Origin of the sequence: Extibacter sp. GGCC_0201 (assembly GCF_017566055.1) — a bacterium.
In the GTDB taxonomy this organism is placed as follows: Bacteria; Bacillota; Clostridia; order Lachnospirales; family Lachnospiraceae; genus Extibacter.
This window is the reverse complement of the sequence record NZ_JABFCH010000012.1, coordinates 75,770-97,200: the sequence shown is the minus strand read 5'-3', so window position 1 is coordinate 97,200 and position 21,431 is coordinate 75,770. Positions and strand designations below refer to the sequence as shown.

General features: G+C 48.8%; 18 protein-coding genes. 7 read left to right on the top strand and 11 right to left on the bottom strand.

Features of this window, described 5'->3' with window-relative positions:
- The first annotated feature begins 38 nt into the window (after window positions 1-38).
- From HJV72_RS10040 to HJV72_RS10030, 3 genes are all read left to right on the top strand, one after another.
- The gene (locus tag HJV72_RS10040; RefSeq protein ID WP_208070691.1) at window positions 39-1,139 is read left to right on the top strand and encodes a phage tail domain-containing protein; all 1,101 of its coding nucleotides are present in this window, start codon (window positions 39-41) and stop codon (window positions 1,137-1,139) included.
- A gap of 2 nt (window positions 1,140-1,141) precedes the next feature.
- Window positions 1,142-5,743 carry a discoidin domain-containing protein gene (locus HJV72_RS10035; protein WP_208070690.1) on the top strand — a complete coding sequence of 1,534 codons (4,602 nt, stop codon included), beginning with the start codon at window positions 1,142-1,144 and terminating at the stop codon, window positions 5,741-5,743.
- Window positions 5,744-5,805: 62 nt separating this feature from the next.
- Entirely contained in the window at window positions 5,806-8,034 is a 2,229-nt protein-coding gene (locus tag HJV72_RS10030) for a DUF859 family phage minor structural protein (RefSeq protein ID WP_208070689.1), read from the top strand.
- A gap of 190 nt (window positions 8,035-8,224) precedes the next feature.
- Here the strand turns inward: HJV72_RS10030 and HJV72_RS20505 are convergent, their stop codons facing one another.
- Both HJV72_RS20505 and xerA read right to left on the bottom strand, forming a co-directional pair.
- Complete coding sequence (locus HJV72_RS20505; protein WP_442899298.1) at window positions 8,225-8,563, bottom strand: gp53-like domain-containing protein; 339 nt, start codon at window positions 8,561-8,563, stop codon at window positions 8,225-8,227.
- A 93-nt stretch (window positions 8,564-8,656) separates the two neighbouring features.
- The gene (gene xerA / locus HJV72_RS10025) at window positions 8,657-9,649 is read right to left on the bottom strand and encodes a site-specific tyrosine recombinase/integron integrase (RefSeq protein WP_208070688.1); all 993 of its coding nucleotides are present in this window, start codon (window positions 9,647-9,649) and stop codon (window positions 8,657-8,659) included.
- A gap of 120 nt (window positions 9,650-9,769) precedes the next feature.
- Here xerA and HJV72_RS10020 point away from each other — a divergent pair, with 120 nt between their 5' ends.
- From HJV72_RS10020 to HJV72_RS10010, 3 genes are all read left to right on the top strand, one after another.
- The gene (locus HJV72_RS10020) at window positions 9,770-10,060 is read left to right on the top strand and encodes a hypothetical protein (RefSeq protein ID WP_208070687.1); all 291 of its coding nucleotides are present in this window, start codon (window positions 9,770-9,772) and stop codon (window positions 10,058-10,060) included.
- 632 nt (window positions 10,061-10,692) lie between these two features.
- On the top strand, window positions 10,693-11,127 hold the full coding sequence (locus HJV72_RS10015; protein ID WP_066577348.1) for a hypothetical protein: 435 nt from the start codon (window positions 10,693-10,695) through the stop codon (window positions 11,125-11,127).
- A 28-nt stretch (window positions 11,128-11,155) separates the two neighbouring features.
- Window positions 11,156-11,959, top strand: coding sequence for a peptidoglycan recognition protein family protein (locus HJV72_RS10010; protein WP_208070686.1), 804 nt, complete (start codon window positions 11,156-11,158; stop codon window positions 11,957-11,959).
- Between the two features lie 139 nt (window positions 11,960-12,098).
- On the opposite strand, the gene HJV72_RS10005 is transcribed toward HJV72_RS10010, so the two are convergent.
- Both HJV72_RS10005 and HJV72_RS10000 read right to left on the bottom strand, forming a co-directional pair.
- Entirely contained in the window at window positions 12,099-12,344 is a 246-nt protein-coding gene (locus HJV72_RS10005) for a hypothetical protein (protein WP_208070685.1), read from the bottom strand.
- Between the two features lie 30 nt (window positions 12,345-12,374).
- Window positions 12,375-13,304, bottom strand: coding sequence for a phage lytic cycle repressor MrpR family protein (locus HJV72_RS10000; RefSeq protein WP_208070684.1), 930 nt, complete (start codon window positions 13,302-13,304; stop codon window positions 12,375-12,377).
- Window positions 13,305-13,628: 324 nt separating this feature from the next.
- Here HJV72_RS10000 and HJV72_RS09995 point away from each other — a divergent pair, with 324 nt between their 5' ends.
- The gene (locus HJV72_RS09995) at window positions 13,629-14,144 is read left to right on the top strand and encodes a hypothetical protein (RefSeq protein WP_208070682.1); all 516 of its coding nucleotides are present in this window, start codon (window positions 13,629-13,631) and stop codon (window positions 14,142-14,144) included.
- 18 nt (window positions 14,145-14,162) lie between these two features.
- On the opposite strand, the gene HJV72_RS09990 is transcribed toward HJV72_RS09995, so the two are convergent.
- The 7 genes from HJV72_RS09990 to HJV72_RS09960 all read right to left on the bottom strand — a co-directional run bounded on the left by HJV72_RS09990 (window position 14,163) and on the right by HJV72_RS09960 (window position 21,423).
- On the bottom strand, window positions 14,163-14,993 hold the full coding sequence (locus HJV72_RS09990; protein ID WP_208070680.1) for an Mrp/NBP35 family ATP-binding protein: 831 nt from the start codon (window positions 14,991-14,993) through the stop codon (window positions 14,163-14,165).
- Window positions 14,994-15,123: 130 nt separating this feature from the next.
- Window positions 15,124-15,498, bottom strand: coding sequence for a RidA family protein (locus tag HJV72_RS09985; RefSeq protein WP_049727649.1), 375 nt, complete (start codon window positions 15,496-15,498; stop codon window positions 15,124-15,126).
- A gap of 3 nt (window positions 15,499-15,501) precedes the next feature.
- The gene (locus tag HJV72_RS09980; protein WP_208070678.1) at window positions 15,502-16,449 is read right to left on the bottom strand and encodes an ornithine cyclodeaminase family protein; all 948 of its coding nucleotides are present in this window, start codon (window positions 16,447-16,449) and stop codon (window positions 15,502-15,504) included.
- A 3-nt stretch (window positions 16,450-16,452) separates the two neighbouring features.
- The gene (locus HJV72_RS09975; protein ID WP_208070676.1) at window positions 16,453-17,856 is read right to left on the bottom strand and encodes an MATE family efflux transporter; all 1,404 of its coding nucleotides are present in this window, start codon (window positions 17,854-17,856) and stop codon (window positions 16,453-16,455) included.
- Complete coding sequence (locus tag HJV72_RS09970) at window positions 17,825-19,009, bottom strand: iron-containing alcohol dehydrogenase (RefSeq protein ID WP_208070674.1); 1,185 nt, start codon at window positions 19,007-19,009, stop codon at window positions 17,825-17,827. Before HJV72_RS09970 ends, HJV72_RS09975 begins: the two co-directional genes overlap by 32 nt.
- Window positions 19,010-19,154: 145 nt before the next feature.
- Entirely contained in the window at window positions 19,155-20,309 is a 1,155-nt protein-coding gene (locus HJV72_RS09965) for an ABC transporter permease (protein ID WP_208070672.1), read from the bottom strand.
- Window positions 20,296-21,423, bottom strand: a complete 1,128-nt coding sequence (locus HJV72_RS09960; protein ID WP_208070670.1) for an ABC transporter permease — start codon at window positions 21,421-21,423, stop codon at window positions 20,296-20,298. The genes HJV72_RS09965 and HJV72_RS09960 overlap by 14 nt, the downstream gene beginning before the upstream one ends.
- Window positions 21,424-21,431: the final 8 nt, after the last annotated feature.

The window sequence follows — 21,431 nt, the reverse complement described above, 5'->3', positions numbered from 1 at the left end:
AGCCGGGGTCTGACCCCTATGAAAATAGGAGGAATTGTATGGCCAAATCTTTTAAAGACTTTATATTTTTAGACAAAAGGCTGTCCGACCTGGACAGTCATTATATTGCGGTCGATTTCGACCAGGACCCGGATTCGTACTTTGCCTTTGCAAGAGATATCGAATACGGAGACACGAACCGTTACCGCAGCGAGCCCGGCTCCGTGCGGTCGAAGCCCGGGGACAAGCTGAAGTTCGAGCTCCATATCATCAAGGACCCGGACGTATATGCAAGCCAGTCCGGGCGTATCATCACCCCTTCCGACATCCGGGAGCTGGCGCGCTGGCTCACCTCTACCGTCTCTTCCGAACTTCTCTCCTTTGAGTATGACGGTGACGGAGACGGCATGCCCCGCTACTACTACGGGCAGTTCTCGGATATCCAGTCATTCCACGTAGCCGGTGACGTTTACGGCCTACGGCTCATGTTCGACTGCTCCTCTCCGTATGGATATACCGATGACATCGTCCACATGGTCGCCTGTGCCAAAGAGACGGCCAGCTATACGATTACGAGCCAGGATGACCGGCTGGACGAATATTGCTATCCCGTCATACGTATGGCCCCGGACGTCACCGGGCAGGCTTATTTCCTGAACTTGTCCGACTGCTGTATCTATGACGAGGGAACGCTTGCTCCGGCCCCGTCCAACGCCCTGCTCATGGAGCAATTGAAAGAAAAAGTATCCGATTACGCACTCGCCCACGGATACGCGGCAGAATTCCAGCTCTCGGAAGATGGACAGCGTATCTTGACGGTCGGAGACGATACCGCGCTCTGCTTTCTCTACCGGGATTCCTACGGGCAGGAGCACAAATGCATTGCGTGCTATGTAACTTCAACCTATGAATACTACATCGTCCGGGGAGGCTTCCTCTGCTTTGACGTCAACCGGGACCTGCCCGTTACCATTGATGCGGACAGCCTGTTCCTCTATGATGACATCGGCCGCATGGTGAAGCTGTCAGATCTGGGCGTGGCGGACACGGACTACATGTACTGGCCGAGGCTCATGAGCGGGGAGAACGCTTTCCTGTTCTGGGCGGATGGCTGCACCTTCACCCTCACTTACAGAGAGACCCGGAAGGCAGGTGCTTAGACATGAAGATACAGTTTAATAACAATAAGCAGCCGGACCCGCCTCATTTCTATCTCGGAACGCCGGACCACGAGCTGCTCTGCCCTCTCAATGGCATACGCCCCGACTCGGTGAACCTTACGCTCAGCCTGAACAACACGGCAGAGCTGTCATTTTCCTATGACAGATACATCCTTGCACCGGGCCAAAGCGGCCGGGGACGGGTCATGTCGTCTGGATACGACCTTCTGAATGACTTCATGTGCATCTACGTGGAACGTATCGGATGGTTCATCATGTCCACCCCGCAGATTTCTAATGACGGAGACGAAGAATATAAGAAAGTCACCGCCCAGTCGGCGGACATCGGGCTGACGAACAACGACCTCCTCGGCTTCAAGGTCAACTGTGGAACGACTGATTCCGTCGAAATGCTCGTCCCCGACAACGTAGAATACATCGGCGACGTCCCATTTGCCAAGAAGCAGGTGACGTTCTGCGATAAAGAGCATCCAGAGCTGAGCCTGCTGCACATGGTCCTCTCCTTTGCCGGCATCGAAGGCTGGAGCATCGGACACATCGACGAGATTCCGAAAGTATACCGTTCTTATAAGGACGGCGAACTTGTGGAAGAGGTCGTCCAGCTAAAGGACGAGATCGGCACCTTCGACGTGGACTCCAAAAGCGTCTATTCCTTCCTGACACAGGATGTGGAACAGTTCTTTGAATGCCTCATCCTCTTTGATATCGAAGCCATGACAATCAACGCCTTCCGCCCGGAGAATCTCGGGAAAGATACGAACGTGACTGTCGGTTTCCGCAATCTTCAGAATGCCAATGACATCTCCGTGGATAAGAACAGCGTCTATACCCGGTACCGGGTGGAAGGGGACGACAAGCTCGGCATCGAATATGTGAACTTCGGCAGCAATATGATTGAAAACCTGTCGAGCTTCCTCAATGAAAACTACATGGGCGAATCACTCATAGCCAAATACAACGCCTGGCGTTCAGATACGGAATCCAAAAGGTATGAATACATGGAACTGAGCCGCAGCTACAACAGCCAGCTCAATGTCATGTCGGAGCTGATGGACCGGCTGCCTCTGGACGACTGTTCCACCGAATGGAACAAGTTCAGTGATGATAACCTTCTGAAAGCCAGAGACAATTACGAAGCGCAGCTCAAAGGCTATGAATCTTACTACGTAGACGATAACGGCGACTTTGACGAGGCGAAGCTTAAGGGCTCTCCCGATGCCAACGACTACTATCAGATACGTGACGTCATCCTCCCGAGCATCGCCATCGAGGTAGAGAACCGAAAGCTCCCCACCTCGGAAGGGGAACTGCCCTATATCGATTCTTACAAGACAGACTGGAAACTGTACGGCATCAGCGAGCTTCTGACCAGCATCGACTTCTACCGCTCACAGAAGAAGTCCCTGGAAGATGCCCATTATGACATTCCTTACGAAGATTATGCCCAGAACACAGAGGCAGACGAGGATTCCTATCCGCCCCACACGAGAGATATGCACGAGGAAATGCATTCGCAGTATCTGGATGTCGTGATGCAGCTTGACGAGACCATCTCCGGCTCCTGTGCCAACGCCCTCGCCGAACGCACCGCAGCGTACGAAGCTGCGGAGGCACTGGCAGAGGCGCTTCAGGAGCAGCGGACACAGCTTGCATACTCCGTGGACAAGAAGAACTGGAAGATGGAAGGCGCCGAGCCATTTACGAGAAAGGAACTGCGCACACTGTCCCGCCTATACCGGGACACGGATTACACGAACAATAACATGTTCCTCACCAGCTCCGATGACCAGGTGACGGCTATCGACGAACAGCTCAAGCTCTACGACGCCGCGGTGCAGGATCTGGAAATCTCCAGCCAGCCGCAGTATGTCTACGCCACAGACCTTGACAACTTCCTGTCCATGTACAAGTACAGGCAGTACACAGACAACCTGGAGCTCGGCGACTTCCTCTACCTCGGTACCCAGGACGATTATGTCGTGAAGCTCCGCCTTATCTCCTGCAGCTTTAACCCGCTGTCCATGGACAACGACCTGCGAATCGAATTTTCCAATATGGTAAAGACAGGCTCCAAGCGTTACGACACGACCTATCTTCTCGGACTTGGGGGAAATACATCCAAGAACCGGATCTCCGGCTCTGCCGGAAGCGCTTCTGCCAACGAAGGGGTTACGCTCACGACAGGGCTCATACAGAAGATTCTCTCTTCCACTCTATTTAATAATAAGGTGGCAAATGCAATCAACCAGCATTTTCAGGCGCTCACCGGACAGATGATCGTCGCCAAGAACCTGCAGGCCGAGATGATACGGACTTCCGATATCCATGCGGAAGACGGATTTTTCCAGTATCTGCAGTCTCAGCTTATCGCCGCCGACAAAATCGTATCCGACAGCGCCGTCATCAAGCAGCTTGACACGCTCGTCTCCACCATCAAGAATGCCCTTATCGGAACCTCTTCCACAGAGACCGGTATCATCATTAACCTCACTGCGGATAATGCCGCCATAGAAGAGGCTTTTCTGAAAGACGTCGTCGCGCAATATATCTCCGTCAATGACCTGAAGGCCGGCAGCATCAACACGAACCGAATCAATATCCTCTCGGAAGACGGTTCCCTGTCTGTCATCGGCAATACCGAGACGTTCCGTGACAGAGACGGCCGCGTGCGGCTCCAGCTCGGCGAAGATGCCGACGGCAATTTCAGCTTCATCGTCTACGACGCAGCCGGGTCGGGAGTCATCATGGACCAGGACGGCATCCGGGCATCCGCCATATCTGACGGCCTCATTAAGAATGACATGATAGCGCCTTCCACGATAGGCAGTGATAAGATCAACTGGAAAGAAGCCGGTGCCTCCCTCGGCCAGGACGGCAACCCGGTCTGGAATTCCGCACAGATTACCGTTAACGGCGAAGGGCTGGACATCCGCTTTGCATCCATCATCGATGACATCTCCCGCCTCGGCTCGACGATGGAAGGAGTATCGTCCGCAATCGACGCAGTCGAAAAGTCCATCACCGACAAGGTGTGGCGGACGGATCTGGTGGAGATTACCGATGAGGCAGGCAATACGGTGAGCAAGTCTATCGTAGACCTCCTGGTACAGCATAACATCAGCTTAAGCGGTATCACCGACACGGTGAAGGAAGTCCAGACCGATACCGGAACGCTGGCGGAGCGCATCACCGTGGCCGAGCAGGATGCCTCCTCCTTCCGGCAGACAGTCACAGAGACCTATGCCACGAAAGAACAGGTGGAGACTACGAAGTCCGAGCTGTCACAAAGGGCCGGAGCCATAGAAGCTTCCGTCACAGACCTGAGTGGAAATATAAGCACTCTCACTACGGACATGTCCGGAATCACCCAGCGGGTGCAGGACGCGGAGCAGAACATCACCTCCGTCCAGACGAAGGCGGACGGTGTCGAGACCGAGATACGAAATGCCAAAGGGGATAAGGCCACCTTGAAGGAAAAGGTTGACGGCATCACCACCTCCGTCCAGACGGTAGACGGGAAAGTCTCAGAAGTGGTGCAGACCGCCAAAGAGCTCTCTTCCACCGTTACCCGGAAGCAGGACGCGCCTCCCACTTCGATCCGCTACATCCGGGACTGGCTGAACGGAAACTCGGTGGATGCCCTAAGCCACTGGGTGGAATGCCGGGTAATGGCAGGCGGCTCGAACATCGCCTTCAGCCTGACCCCTGAAGCATATGACCAGAATGGCAATAATATTGAAATCGAGAATCTAAAGGCTTACACCGATGACGTCCTCATCGCGCTTGACGATAACGATGTGCCGATAAGCAGCTCTTTTATCACGGCAGGCTCCGGTCAAAAATGCATGCAACTGGATCTCGGAGAAGTCTATCCTGACATAGATAAGATTACCGTATGGCACTACTATCTCGATGAAAGGATCTACAACCACAAGCTGGAAGTCTCGGCAGACGGGCAGGACTGGTATACGCTGTACGACAGCCGCTTCTCCGGCGGTTATGCCGAGAAGGAAGAAGGACGCGTCTACTACATTTCAGACAGCACCATAGACACGAATCTCTCCAACATTACACAGAACATAGACGAAATCAGCCTCGCTGTAGAGGGCACGGGAGATTCCCTCGACAACCTGTCCCAGAACATGGAGTCGCTCTCGCAAGACGTGCTAAAGAATAAGTCTGAGATTCAGGTGGCATTGGAAGGCATCCTAAACAGGGTCACTTCCGTAGAGGGTAAGACCGCGGAGACGGAGCTTACCGCCAATGGCTGGAAAGCCCTGTTCGCACAGATAGGCATGTATGATTATCCTGACATCGTCACGAACGTGCTCATGTCAGTGAACGGCCTGGAAGTCTCCAATCCTGCCACCGGCATGAAGACAGTGATGACGACGGAAGAATTTGCCGGTTACTATAACAACGACGAAATGTTCCGTTTGGAAAAGGACCTCACGAAAACGGAGCGCATCGAGGTGCGTAACGGTATCGACACGACCGCTATCAAGATGGTTCCGAAAACGTACACGATAGACGGCGTGACCTTTAACGCCCTTCCCTTCGTCAAATCCGGGGGGACGAGCTAAACACATATATGCAGGAGGTGTCTCCGGGCACCTCCTTTTTTACTAAGAAAGGAGAACAAAATATGGCAAGTGGTTCATGGAACTTCGGTACAAGCAATCAATATATCACAGGACGCATACGCTGGTCCTCCAAATCAAATGGCTCTAACGCAAATACCTCGACGGTTACCGCGTATCTGGATTATATGAAATCATCCAGCTCAACTGCGGCGACATACGGTACATTCAACGGGGCCATCAGCATAAATGGCTCTTCCGGGGCAGTGTCCAAATACATCACCCTCAGCGCGAATAACAGCTGGGTCAACGTCGGTGCCAGAACAGTTACCGTCGCCCACAACAATGACGGCAGCAAGTCTACTGCCATCGCCGCAAGCGGCGGCATCAGCGGCACTTCCTTCGGAAGCTCCAGCACCTCCAAAAGCGTAGCCCTTGATAAGATTCCCCGCTACGCTAACATAACGACATGGAAAAACACAGCCGTGACGCAGACGAGCGCCACGTTCCAGTGGGGTGCAGACGCATCCTGCAGCGCCGTCTATTATATGATAGGAAATGGCTCATGGGTTGCCACGTCCGGCACTACATTTACCATCTCCGGCCTGGCACCCAACACTTCCTACTCCGTCAAACTGAAAGTAAGGCGCTCCGACTCGGGGCTGGAGACGACATCCAGCGCTCTCACAGTCAAGACAAAGCCGATTGCATCTGTCTCCAACACGGCCCTCACGTTCGACATAGGCAAGAATCTGCCACTGACGCTTATCAACTATGACTTGAACGCGTCAAACTTCAGCTTCCATGTAGAACGCGACGACGGCACCTGGACAGATGGCCTTCTCACTGCCAGCTCGGAGAAGAACGTACAGAGCGTCACCCTTCCGCTCTCTAGCATTGCCGATACACTGTATAGCTGCTGCACGACGAAAAATGAGATGAAGTTCAAGCTGTCATGCGGCACAACAATAAGCGGCAAGTTCTATGAGAACATCTCATACGGCACAGCCCGCGTTACAGGCAGCAATCCTGAATTCTCTGCCTATACGTACAGGAACACAGATAGCGCCACATCAGAAGTGCTGCAAAATGCGGCTTACATCATCCAGAACTACGGCAATATGCAGGTACAGATCAGTGCCGCCAACCGGGCGTCTGCCAAAAACCATGCCATAATCAACGAGTACATAACGACCGTCACAGATGCAGGAAATGAAATCAAAAAGCAGCTTCATACGCCATATTCTGCCGGTGAAGTGCTCATTGACATCGGAACGATGGCCGAACATGGCAGCTATAACATCAATATCCATGCCCTCGACTCAAGGGGCAATACTTCCGCCACCGTCACCAAGACCTATCATGTCCTGCCGTACAGCCGGCCTGCCACAAAAATCACTTTGGGACGGATCAACGAATTTGAAAAAGAAGTGACCATCGACTTTTCCTCGATATACTCCAAGCTGAAAATCGGCATTGCAAGCAAAAACAACCAGTTTAATGTCAAGTACCGATACGCAGAGGTCGGGACCACCTATGGAACCACGTACACCACAGTCACCGGCATAAAAAGCTCGGATGCTCCCGGTTCCTCCACAGACTTTAAAGCCACCCTGCTAAAAGACTCGAGCAGCGACCCGTTTATAACATTAGACATTGAAAAGTCCTATAACTTTGAATTCGTAATCTCCGACCGGATTACGACAACGACAGAGACCACGATGGTCGATAAAGGTATTCCGATATTTATGCCGTGCGATAACGGCAAGGTGACCGTCGGGATGCTCCCCGACTTCGACAGCAATGCAGATTTTCAGGTGGGAACAGACATAATGGCTACAGATTCAAAAGGGACGCAGAGGCTGATACTGGACGAGATAGATAAGACAAATGCGGATTTGCTAGTAACAAAAGCAGATCTTCAAAATATGTTTAATGAATTAAATAGCAAATTAGATTATGTTATTGAAACCGGGAGTAATACAAATGGCTATTACCGAAAATGGAACTCCGGGATAATGGAACAATGGATAAATCAAAACAGGACATGGGGTCTCACTAACGCATATGGCTCCCTTTACCAAGGGACACATGGATGGACATATCCGATTAAATTTATTTCAATACCAGATATAGTTGTATGTGCTAAAGCCCAATATGATACAGGTGCATCATGGGGTACAGTTTACAGCTTTTCAGAAACAATAGCTACATTTAGAGCTTTTGATGTTGTAGCAAGGGCTGCTGCAAATAAGATGAGGCTGGTAGCATATGCAAGTGGGAGATGGAAATAATCAAGAAAGAGAATCAGTAAAATGTGATGGATAAGCAGATTTCAGACGTTAGCAAATGGACAAACGACTATTACGGCTATGTATTAAAATGGGCGGCAGCAATTCAAACTATACATTTGGTATTGATGCATTATTTCAGGTGCTACAACAGGAACTCTTGGCTTTATCCCCGATTGCAAAATACTATAGGTTAAAGCTTCCAATATCCTATAGTATTCCACCATACAGTAGTCGTTGCGGGTGGTGTCTTTCCATCATGAGTTCGGCCATAAATATTGAAGGCATCAGTAGAAACCTGCTGGCCACTACAAATCAAACCGATTGTTGGATTATTATATACTGGTGTAACAAAAATCCTATAGGCGATAGTCGAGTAAGCAAAGGGTAATTTAACACTTGCGGCATAACCTACCGTTGTAACATATGCGCTTCCCCACATTTCCAATAGTCCGTTATTATATTTCTTGTAATAACCATTTGAATTGTTACCATATTCAAAACCAAAATTGCTATTTAATTTAGTATTTATCTAATTCAATAAGTCGTCGATTACATATATAAAAGTGCACAACAAAAGCATCCGACGCTAACCGGATGTCTAAAGGACTTTATTTATCCTTTTCTAAGCACTCAAATATTTCTGATGATGGTATTTAACTCCTGCTTGGTCAACACTGCAATAAACCATTGTTGTTTCAAGTTTGGCATGCCCAAGTAATTGCGCCACTTCCTGTACAGGCATACCTCTATTGAGAGCATTCGTAGCCGCAGTTCTACGGAACCGGTGTGGGTGAGCTTTCACTACTCCTGCACGTAGACCCGTACGTCGAATAATATCCTCTATGCCGGTTTTAGTCAACCGGCCATGAGGACTTTTAATAGAAACAAATAGTGCAGGATTATCATCTGTTCGACTGTTTAAATATTCTTTTATGTACATATTAGTTCTGTCATTAAGATAAACCGTTCTTTCTTTGCTTCCTTTACCAAACACAACCAAATCCTTACTTGTGAAATGTATATCATCTCTATTAAGGGCTGATAACTCCGATACACGGACAGCCGTGCTGTAAAAAAATTCCATCATTGCCTTGTCGCGAAGCGTTATACAGCTACGAAGTAACATCTCACGATCTTCATCACTATATGGCTTCTTTAGTTTTTGCTCTACTTTAATTGCCTCTACCATAGCCATGGGATTCTTTTGTACCCTGCCACGGTCACGAAGCCAAGAAAAAAAACTACTATAGACAGCTCTTACATTTTTTAATGTTTGGTTCGTTACTTGACGGATTGATTTATAAGCTCGCATATAGTTTGATATGTCATCGGAAGTCACGTCTTGAACTTTTTTATTAATATATGCTAGAACCCGTTGCAACTCATAACGGTATCTAGCAACAGTTCCAGGGGATTTCCCTTCCAGAGCCTTTGACATGAGATATTCCTCCAAGTCTATCGTCCAATTCCTATCTGCTACTCGTAGTTCTTGTTTATCTTGATGCAATGAACAGCCCGTAAAAACTACTTGAAGTACTGTCTGTAATTCCTTTAGCTGTGATTCCTGCAGTACCGTCTGCATGCGCATAAGTACTTCCATAATTTTCTGATCCATGTTATCATCTCCTTTCTGCTTAATTGTAACAAGCTGAGTGGAGAGAAGAAACTGTTAACCTTTACTAAATTAAATAGCAAATTAAAAAATGTAGATTGGTTGGAAGAACAACAAATTGGTATGTTTGAAGGAGAGCCATTATTTCGTAAAACAGTGAAAAGTAACATGGGAAACTTTGTTGCATCTTCAACATATCAACTTGTTGAAATTCCCCATGGTATTTCTGGAGTATCAAAAATGGTCTATGCTGAGTGTAAACTCGGAGGATATTTTAATGCCTATTATCTAAATGGTGTTGCTACTACACATCTGTTTCAAGTCAATTCCTCAAATATCCTCTTCAAAAATAAAGAGCAATGGGGCAGTGGATATGGCATATATGCTACTTTGTACTATACAAAAAAGCTATAAGTAACTTGTCCTATGTTAATCACTGATAAGACTAAAAAGATTTTCTAAACTAATAAAAGTGATGATAAATAACTTCCACAGGACCAATAAGTATGTCCATTTCCATATGAAGACCAATCAATACCCCCAGAACGACACCACAGCTGAATAGTCTTATGTGTTCTATTAAAGACAATAAACGTATTTCTTGCATTAGTAAAATCTTCAACACTACCATCACGTTCCAAGCTATATACAACATCAAAATTTTCATTTGGGAACAGCTTCTTATCTTTGATTGTGTATAGATTAATTGAACTCCAGCTATTAACCTTAGGTATCTTATTCATTAAGCCATTTATAGCGAAATAGACAAAATTACCTAAACGAACAAAGATTATATTAGTTCCATATACTCCGGAATCTTGTTTCACTTGATAATCTAATAATTTGCTATTTAATTCAGCAACGCAACCACCATCTCCCCAAAATATCTACATCAATACAGAATCCTTAAGCAACGGTATTTTGTCCTCACATATCTACAGAATGCTACGTACTTTGTTCTTCCGCAACACCAAAACATTCTAAAATCCGCCCTGTCTGGGCAATTTTCTTACAACATCTTCAGAAAGGACTGGTGCAATAACCATATGAACTTATTAAAATACCTCATGAATGTCAGCCATCCTCTGACTTTTACCACGTTCTTCATCTATATGCTCGGGGTAATCTTTTTGCTAAAAGAGGTTATCTCTGCAGCAGACTGGCTGTTAAACTATCTGGGCATCACGTCCAAGCGTATCTTAAAACGAGAGCAGGAGTCAAAAAGAATCTCTGATATCAGCAGCCGTCTGGATATGCAAGCTGATAATATTGACAAGCTCTGTGATGCAAACCGCGTCATCTTATCCGACAGGATAAACCAGAAGTATAAAGTCTATCTTAACAAGGGCTATATTCCTGAAGACGAATATGAAGAATTTGTCAGCCTCCATACCGTATATAACGAGATTGGGGGCAACCATACCGGAGACGAAAAATTCAGAAAATGTATCAAGCAGCTGCCAATAAAACCTGATGATTAACATATGAACACCTATAAGGAGTGATAAAATGAACATAAGCATTAAAGAAACGAACCTGTCTTTCGGGTCACTCAGCCGGAGGAATTCTACATCCCGTATCATCTTACACCACGCAGAAGCATCTTCCTGCGATGCCTCTGTCATTCACAAATGGCATAAAGCGAACGGATGGGCCGGTATCGGCTACCATTTCGTCGTGAGGAAAAATGGAACCATCGAGAGAGGACGGCCTGAATGGTCGGTCGGGGCCCACGCATCCGGAAGCAATTCCAATTCTCTGGGTATCTGTTTTGAAGGGGCCTATATGAAAGAAACTATGCCTGATTCTCAAAAAAATGCGGGGAAGAACTTGGTCGACTACCTCAAAAGGAAGTATGGAATCACTAAAATACAACGGCACTGTGATGTATGTGCCACTTCTTGTCCGGGGACTAATTTTCCATTCTCAGAAATAGCCGGGGCGTCCGCTGCCGGTACCGTCACCGTCTCTTCATCTGGAAATAAGCCCGCCCAGAATGTCGGCGCATCCTGGATTGCCCGGCTGCAGAGCGAATGTAACCGTCAGGGCTTCAGTCATCAGGCTGTGGACGGAATAGCAGGCCCCAACACACTTAAGGGCTGCCCAATGCTTTCTCCCGGCGCCTCTGGGTGCATCACAAAGCTGATGCAGGAGAGGCTCATCTCACTTGGATATTCATGTGGTTCCACTGGAGCTGACGGCATACTTGGCACTGAGACACAGAAGGCAGTAAAGTCTTTTCAGAAGCACCACTTTCTTACACCCGATGGCATCGTCGGTCCGGCAACATGGAGAAAGCTTTTGAATCTATAATTGAGACAGGCTTCTTCTCCTTAGTCCGATGTGGCATATATTCCCTTGAGAAAAAGGCAGACGCATCAGGGATACTATGTATCTCCCGGTGTGTCTGCCTTTTTGTTCTGGTCATTACATTCTTACATATAATCTTGTCTTATCCCGCCTCCATCAGCACCCTTGCAAGCCTGTTGTCCTCATTCTCCCGGTAGTATATATCATACCGCTTAAGCATATCGTCCTGATAGCACCTTATCTCCGTACATATCTGTACAATGTCCATAAGCTGCCGCCTCTCTATCAGCTCCGCATTCCCAGTGTCCATATCCACATCCGCTATGCAGAAGGGACCACACTGTTTTATAATATCGACAAATGTTTCTGATGCAACAACCTTATACATACCATCCTCCAAAGTGGAAAGAGCGCGGTCTTATATCTGGTTGAGATAGGACTGATAAGAACGGATGAATTTCCTCATATCCATATTCCATCCGGAATTTTCAAAGTATCTGTCATAAGACAGGTTCTCCATAACTCCTTCCTTGTCTGTTCCCAGCTTTAACTTGCGGATATCCGTACCGTCCTCAAGAACTTTATCATAAATCCTGTTGAAATATCCGCTACGCTCTATCGAAGTCTTAGAAATCCGCTTCTCCCTAAGAATCCTTTTCATTTCCTCGATGAGATATACAAATTTCCTCTGTAATTTGGAGTAGGATACAGTCTCATTCTTCCGTATCTTCCAGACAGAATCCGGATAGAGAGAGGACACATAACGAACCGTCTTTTCCTTACGGACCATTCCCACCTCTGACGTGGCAATCAGCATCCCGGCCAGCTCCTTAGATATGGCCCTGTCCGTACCGTCCGGCAGATGCAGCAGACCGCCGTCCTTTCCAATCTGGCCCCGCCTGAGGTTGACCATGTTATAAAAGCCCTTTCCGGATATTCCTTCATATATACTCGCGAACGCAGAGGCAATGTACACGCCATAACCCGAGTCCAGCAGACATTCGATATATTGGCGATACAGCTGCTTAGATATATAGAACTCATCCTTCGCCGACAGAAAAATATCCTTCAGCTCCCTGTTCGGAACCACTTTCAGGGAAATCCAGTTGAAAGCCGCATATCCTTTTATAACGCACCATTCTACATAGTTGGAAAGCTGGCGCCTCTTATCCTCAAACGTCCGGAATCCATCGTATCGGATAAGAAAATGAAGGAGTTCCGACGTCCCCATCTCACATAAGTCTCTGCCAAGCTCTGCCTCATACTTCGCCGAATCCATGAACAGATGCTTCAGGTAATCCTGCTTCTTATACTCCAAATACTCTTTTTTTCTTTGTTCATTATACATAGACCTTACACCTCTTGTGTGACAGCATAGCATAGAAAGAGAATCAACGTCAATTTGATTTCCCATTATTACACAAAAGACTTTACCCTCAGCGGACAGAGGCATACGCACGCCTGCTCCGGCTGAGGGTAATTATAAAGCGCATGTCTATGTTTTATACTTCCATTATAGAACATACGTTCTTATTAGTCAATTGTATATAGTTCACAATATTTATCTCAAAGTGAATCTGATGTAATGTCTAAGAAAAAGATAAGGTTTTCTTTCGTCTTACTGATTTTTTGTTATGGTACAATAGTGCTAGATTGAAAGGAGGCACCCGCCATGTCAAGAAGACGTATGATTCCCATTGCGGTCATAATCGTAACCTTTTTCTACAGCACAACCGTTTACGCCAACTCCTCCTGGTACTGGATATCAACGACCCGCCCTTATGACGTGCTGCCTTATGTGGCAGCGATAACGCTTGCAGCGGAGACTCTGGCCGCCAACTACGTTTGCCATATACGCCGTCCTGTGAAAGTATTCCTTGTCATGCTTCTGGGCAACCTGGTATCTTTCTGCATACCGTATATAGGTGCTTCATTAGACCCGGTTTTCCATATACCTGGGCATCCATGGCAATCTGGCCTGATGTATGCAGAGTCGCTCCCTTTTTATACTGTCGGGGCTTTCTATCTTCTACTTACCATAGCTGCGGAACTGCCTATTGAATACGGTCTGCTTCGTAAGTCCGCAGGCGATTCCAGAAGGCTGCTTTATACGATTGTCGGCGCCAATACCGCCACCACCATATTCGTGGCGGCTACAGAGCGCATATTCTGCCATGGGCACTGGTAAGCTGTCCATACTACAGCCTTATATCTTATTTACCGCCGCCTGCAGATATTCATTGCTCACTTCGGCAAAGTTTTCATTTTCCACTGCCTCGGAAAGTTTCGGGTCTATAGGCATCTTGCCCAGCACCGGAATATCGAGCTCCGCAGCTATCTCATCGATATGGCTTTCACCGAATACAGATATCTTCTTACCACAGTCCGGACAGGCCAGGTAACTGTAGTTTTCAACAATCCCCAGAACCGGAATGTTCATCTGGCGTGCCATATTATAAGCCTTCTTGACTATCATCTGCACGAGATCCTGCGGCGACGTGACGATAACGACTCCGTCCACCGGCAGCGACTGGAATACGGTAAGTGGTACATCACCTGTTCCTGGCGGCATGTCTACAAAGAGATAATCCAGTTCGCCCCACATGACATCAGACCAGAACTGCGTCACGACACCTGCGATGACAGGGCCTCTCCAGATAACCGGATCTGATTCATTCTCCAGAAGCAGATTGACAGACATGATTCTCGTACCGTCTTTCGCCTCGCACGGAAACATTCCCTCATCACTTCCCTTTGCACTTTCGTGCAGGCCGTACATCTTAGGAATCGACGGTCCCGTGATATCCGCATCGAGGATTCCCACGGTGAACCCCTGCTCCCTCATCATCCTAGCCAGCGAAGCAGTCACCATGGACTTTCCCACGCCTCCTTTACCGCTCACAACAGCGATGACCTTCTTAACACGTGAAAATGGATTGGCCGGTGCGCTCAAGTCCTGAGGCTTGCTGCTGCAGGAATCTGCATGCGCGCAGCCAGCACAGTCAGACGGCGCACAGCCGTTTTGTTGTTCTGCCATAATACATATCCTTCTTTCCAAATTTGATTTGGGGTCAGACCCCTATGGGTCATAGGGGTCTGACCCCTTTCACACACGCCAAAGGGGACGGACCTTTTCGGGGCCTGTCCCCTTCTGTATCTTTCTGAATCTATTCTACTACCGCGATGACTTCTACTTCGCATTTTACGTTCTTTGGCAATGTCTTTACTGCCACGCAGCTTCTGGCCGGCTTGGATGTAAAGTATTTGGCGTATACTTCATTGAACGCGGCGAAGTCGCCCATATCTGCCAGGAAGCATGTCGTCTTGATTACATGGTCGAAGTCTGTCCCTGCTGCTTTCAGCACTTCACCTACGTTCTTGCATACCTGTTCTGTCTGGCCTTCGATTGTCGTTGCCTCTACATCGTCAACTTCCGGATTCACGCCAATCTGGCCTGCCGAATAGAACATGCCGTTGTGTACATATCCCTGTGAATATGGTCCCAATGCTTTTGGCGCCTTTTCTGTTGCTACTACTTTCATAATCTACCTCTCCTTTGCTTCTTCTAATATTTTTTGTGCGATACATACATCAAAAAGCCCCATCCCTACTGACTTGAAATATGTGGTCTTTCCTGTATCTGCCTCTTCTTCCTTTGATGCAAGGTAATCGCTCATCAGCACAGTCTTGTCACCTGTGAGGCGGCCCTCCTTGATGGGCTGGCTCAGGTCCCCGCACTCTTCGCATGCGTACGGAAGCTCGATATATACCTTATCTACAAGATCCCAGACTGCATCCGGAATTTCCCGCATCTCTGGCGTATAGGAACCGATGGCTATAATGCATTTGCCCCGAAGCAGTTCTTTGTCATCGGGCAGCACCGGCTCGGTAGAAGGTGTGGTCGTGCAGATGATATCGCTCTTGGCCGCCAGTTCTTCTACTGTCTTACATTGTACTACCTTTGTGCCCGGGTTATCAATAGCTTTTTCCAATCTGTTCACATAACCGTCCAGGTCTCGGCTGCTGTGGTTGAATATATATATCGTACGTATGTCTCTCGCCGCGCACGCATAGATTGCCTGATGGAAACCCTGGACTCCTGCGCCGACGATGCCCACGGTATGGCAGTCTTTCCTGGACAGATGGCGTATCCCCACGCCGCCCACTGCCCCGGTCCTCCACGCCGTAACCGACTGGCCGTCCAGTACCGCTTCCGGCGCGCCGGTAACCGCATTGTTCAGCAGTATGATGCCGTCGATGGAAGGAAGGCCGAGCTTCGCGTTGTCAGGAAAGATTGTCAGCATCTTCGTCCCGATTATCTCTTTCGTATAACAGGGCATGTACATGAGCGTCTTATTGTCATGCTCTACAGACGGTCTGGGAGGCATATAATATTCTCCGGAACCAAAGATTTTGTATGCCTCCTCAATCTGGTCCATCATCTTATCTGGATCCACCAGCTTTTCTATGTCTTCTTTGCTTAAGATAATCATCTGTTAAGCTCCTCCCAATTCTTCTTTTTCTCTCGTGACATCCTTCAGCCACTTATATCCCGCATACCGTTTTATGGTCATCGGAACCTTAATCAGCTCATCGCTCATCAGTATGACGTACACGACCGGCACGCTGGCATGAAACACGAACGCCGCCACGGCCCCTATGATGATAGAGCATCCCCACATCGTGGACACATCCATGATAAGCCCGAATTTCGTGTCTCCTCCGGAACGGAAGATTCCGATGACCATCGTACCGTTCAGCGACTGGGCCACTGTAAAATATGACATGACGAAGAACATGAAGGTCAGATACCCCTTTGCCTGTCCCGTCAGCGCAAGGCTCGCATTGGCTATCGGTGCCGCGATGAGGATGATGGCACCGCCCAGGGCACCTATAATCACGCTCAGCCAGATAAAGCGCTTCGCGTATGCCTTGGCATAGTCAAGCCTACGTTCGCCAATCGTCTTGCCAAGATAGATTGCCGCGGCGTGGGCAATGCCGAATACGACCACCGTAGCCAGCTGCCGTGCCACCTGGGCGACAGAATTGGCCGCCACGGCTGCACTTCCGAGATGTCCGATGATGGCTGTGTTGGCGGAGCTGCCAAGCCCCCACATCACTTCGTTGAGCACGACCGGCATCGCATAGGTCATATAGTCCTTGAACAGGACTTTATCTATCCTTACCAGATCCCGGAACCGGATCCGGACAATTTTATTTTTCATAAATGCATATAAGAGGACGATAACCATCTCTGTTATACGCGCAATCAAGGTGCCGACAGCGGCGCCGCGTATCCCCATGACAGGAAAGCCCATCAGCCCGAATATGAGCAATGCATTCACAGCGATATTGACCAGCAATGATATAGAGTATACGAACGTGGCTATGAGTACCCGCTCTATGCTCCGCATGATGTTAAGGTATACCTGTGTCACTGCCATGAACAGATAAGAGCTTCCGACGATTCTCAGATATTTTACCCCTTCTGCTATCACCTCCGGATCTGAACTGTAGATGTGCATCAGCGCATCCGGAATGATAAGTGCGGCGGCGGCAAACATGACCGCAGTCACGATGCCGGCAGAAAGTCCCATGCCAAGGACCTTCTCAATCGTCCTCGTATCCTTTTTTCCCCAGTATTGGGCGGTCAGCACCGTAGCGCCTGACGTGATTCCCATGAACAAAAGCGTCATGATGAATTGAATCTGCCCCGCAAGGGAAGCGCCTGAGAGCACCTTCTCGCCGACCTTCCCAAGCATGATGACGTCCGCAGCGGTAACCCCTACATTTATCAGATTCTGTACTGCCATCGGAATTACAAGCGCGAAGACATTTCTGTAGAAACTCTTCCAGTTGATATTCAAGTTATCCGTGGTTTGCCGCTTTATATATTTCATACGCATCGTGCGCATCCAGCTCTTTAAAGCTTCCGAGCCTTATGGTATCCCCTTTTGTCGCGTTCTGTGCCAGCTTTTTAAGCGTCTCATCCGGCAGGACCCCGGTTTTCAGCTCTCCGATACATGTTGCGACCTGGAGGGACCGAAAGAACTCTTCCGTCTTCTCAATCGCCGCAAGCGCAGCTTCCTCCTCCTCTTCATATTCCATTCCCCACACCGCTTTTCCGTAGTGGGCAAATCTAGGCACATCCAGCCGGTACACATACCGGGCCCAGCTTCCCCAGACAGCGGACAGCGTGGCACCGTGGGTCTCGTCAAACATAGCACTCAGCTCATGCCCGAGCTTATGATTCGCGAAATCCCTTGGTCTGCCAAGGCCCGTGATACCATTGTGAGACAGGCTGCCGCACCACATGATTTCGCTCATGGCCTCGTAATCAGTCTGGTCGGCATAGGCTTTCTGTCCGAACTCGATAACGGTCCTCAAAAGCCCTTCCGCAATCTCATCCGTCATCTGATTTCCGCCCACCCGCGTGAAATACCGCTCCAGCGTGTGCATATAGATATCCACGATACCACACGCAAGCTGGTACTTCGGCAGCGTATAGGTAAGCTCCGGGTTCATGACGGCAAATTTCGGCCGGTTAAGATTAGAGCTAACGCCACATTTTCTGCCTGTCTCTTCGTTCGTCAGCACGGAAGAGTCACTCATCTCGCTGCCGGCGGCAGATATCGTCAGCACTGCGCCGACCGGCATGGATCTCTCCACCTTCTTCCTGCCTTCCCAGAATTCCCAGATGTCCGTCTCCGGATTGGCCGCGCCGATGGCAATTGCCTTGGCCGTATCGATCACGCTTCCGCCTCCCACTGCCAGAATCAGATCGGCTTTCAGGGCAATTGCCTTCCCGACCCCCTCCCGTGCCAGGCTGACACGCGGGTTGGGCTGTACACCGGCCAGTTCATCGTACCCGATGCCTTCCTCGTCAAGCTCCCTCTTTATCGTATCCAGAAGCCCGCTGCGTACGGCACTTCCTCCGCCGTATACGATGAGCACGCGCGACGCGCCCCATTTCTTCGCCAGCCTTCCGGTCTCCCGCTCCGCATCTTTACCGAATACAATCTCCGTCGGCGTATATTGAACAAAACTATGCATCTTTCCTACCTCCTTCAATCATCGTCACCTAAAGACGATTGTATCATAACGAGATGATTTCTTCCATAGGGGACAGGGCAAATTTAAATGGGGACGGAGGAAAACTAGTTTTCCTCCGTCCCCATTTAAATTTGCCCTGTCCCCTCTACTCTTGTTCTTTGCTTTTGCTTATGACGAGTCCCACGCAGAGGATGGCTGCCGCGAACAGCAGCTGGATTCCGAATCCTTTGTAGATTGTCTCGGCCTGTGCCTTCGTAAACTCTGTATTGGCAGACAGTACGCCGACGACCTTTTCGTACCAGTATAGCGGCAGGAACTGTGCGAACATCTTTACGCCCTTCCCGAGTGTGTCCATACCTACGAACACGCCGCATGTAAAGCACATTCCAAGCGATATCACATTTACGATGCCATTTAGGACTTCTATCTTCTGGACCACCACGCCGATTGTGAACGCTATGGCCATCCCTACCAGCACGACGAGGAACGAATTGAGCATGTAATAGATTTTATTCGGGTCGTTCAGGAACTGGGACGGGTACATGAGGAGCGGCAACAGCATGCATATCGCCCAGAATCCCACGCCCATGATAACAAATCCGATTACCATCTGTGCATTCTGGCTCCGGCTTGACACGGACGAGCAGAGCATCCGCCGTCTCACATCCTTCTTTCGGAACGCTATCATTATATAACCAATCGTATAGCACAACACCGCCAGTATGATATACGGCATATACTGGAACAGGAATGCATGCGGCAGTGTAACACCGCCATTTCCATTCTTGTCAATCAGCGTGACATCCGACTCTGCCTCTCCGGCCTCGGCCGCGTCGCTGATCGCCTCCTCCAGCGGATATCCGGCGCTTTTAAGCACTTTTACAGTGTTGAGGTATGTGGATATCTGCTGATCCACATAAAACGCGCTCATCGTATCCGGAAGCTTTGTCGTCTGCAGCTTCTCGCCATCTTCCAGGCATACCTGTTCAAAATCTTCCGGTATCGTCACTACATAGTAGATATCCCGGTAAAACAGCTTCTCCTGTATCACGTTCTTGTCATCCTCCACCTTAACCAGATCATGCTTCTTTCCGATATAATCTGTAAGCCCTTCTGCCAGCTTTCCATGGTCCCTGTCGATGACGGCAACCTTCAGCCGCTCTTCTTCAAAGTGTTCCATCCCTTTTCCGTCTGTCATCGTCTGGACCATAACCGCTATGGTTATGAAGATAGCTATATACATGAACATCATTCCGAGGTTACGCTTTACCATTATCATAAATCCTCTAAATACTGTCATAACGTTCCCTCCTCACCGCGATGAATGCAATCCCTATGAATAATACGCTCATAAGACCGAGTATCATCAGATTCCTTGTAAATCTCTCCGCATCATCAAACACTCCCATACAGTAAAATGTATCGCTTAAGACAGCTGCCGGGTTGATTCGGTTGATAATCGGGCAATTCTGTTCAATGATATTTTTCATATTGCCGAACATAAGCCCTGCAAGGAACCCCGGTAACAGTGTCAACATGACGGTCAGGCCCATCTTGATGCTCTCGCTCAACTTGCCTACACATCCAATCATGATACCCATGGACACTCCTATCATGCTGCCAAGCAGGTCTACGAGCAGGATCTGCCCTATATTGCCGCCAAGGTCGATGCCGAACACGAACCTTACGACGACTGTCAGGATGATGATGTTGACGAACTGTACAAAGAACAGAACCGACATATCCGTAAGCACAAGCCGCAGCTTATGGGTCGGCGTCACGCTTCTTCTCGCTCCCAGAGCGGACAGGTTGGCCTGCCCGTCAAGGCTTGCCTTCACGCCGAGGAATGCTCCTGACAGGCATGCATAGGCGATAAGGGCAAAGAAATACGACACGTTCGGGTCCATCGTCCTTCCTCCGACACTTACCTCTTCTGTCATCGTCTGCCATCCGTCAAGCGCCTCCACAGCCTGCATAAGACGCTCCGGATGGTCCTGGGCGATCTTCATGATCATATGCGCATTCTTATTATAGCTGTCCAGCAGCGATTTCAGTATACTTGTGTTCAAGTCTGATTTTGCTACCGTAAGGGATGGTTTCCCACCAGTGTAATAGATACCTGTAATTTCGTCCCCTTTCAGGTCTTTCAGCGCTTGTTCCTCATCCATCTTCTCAATCTTCAGCGTATCACCGTCCATCTGTTCCAGAAACTCGTCAAATGCACCGCCCTCCTGCTGATCCGCCTCCTGCTCGATGACTGCCACACGGATGGCGTCCATCTCCTCTCCCGTAACGCCGCTTCCAAAAGAGACGAAAAAGAATGTGCCGAGAATGATAGGAAAGGCAAGTGCCCAGAACATCACGCTCCATTCCCGGACAGTCTGTATAAATCTATATTTAATCAGATGCCTCATAATATCTC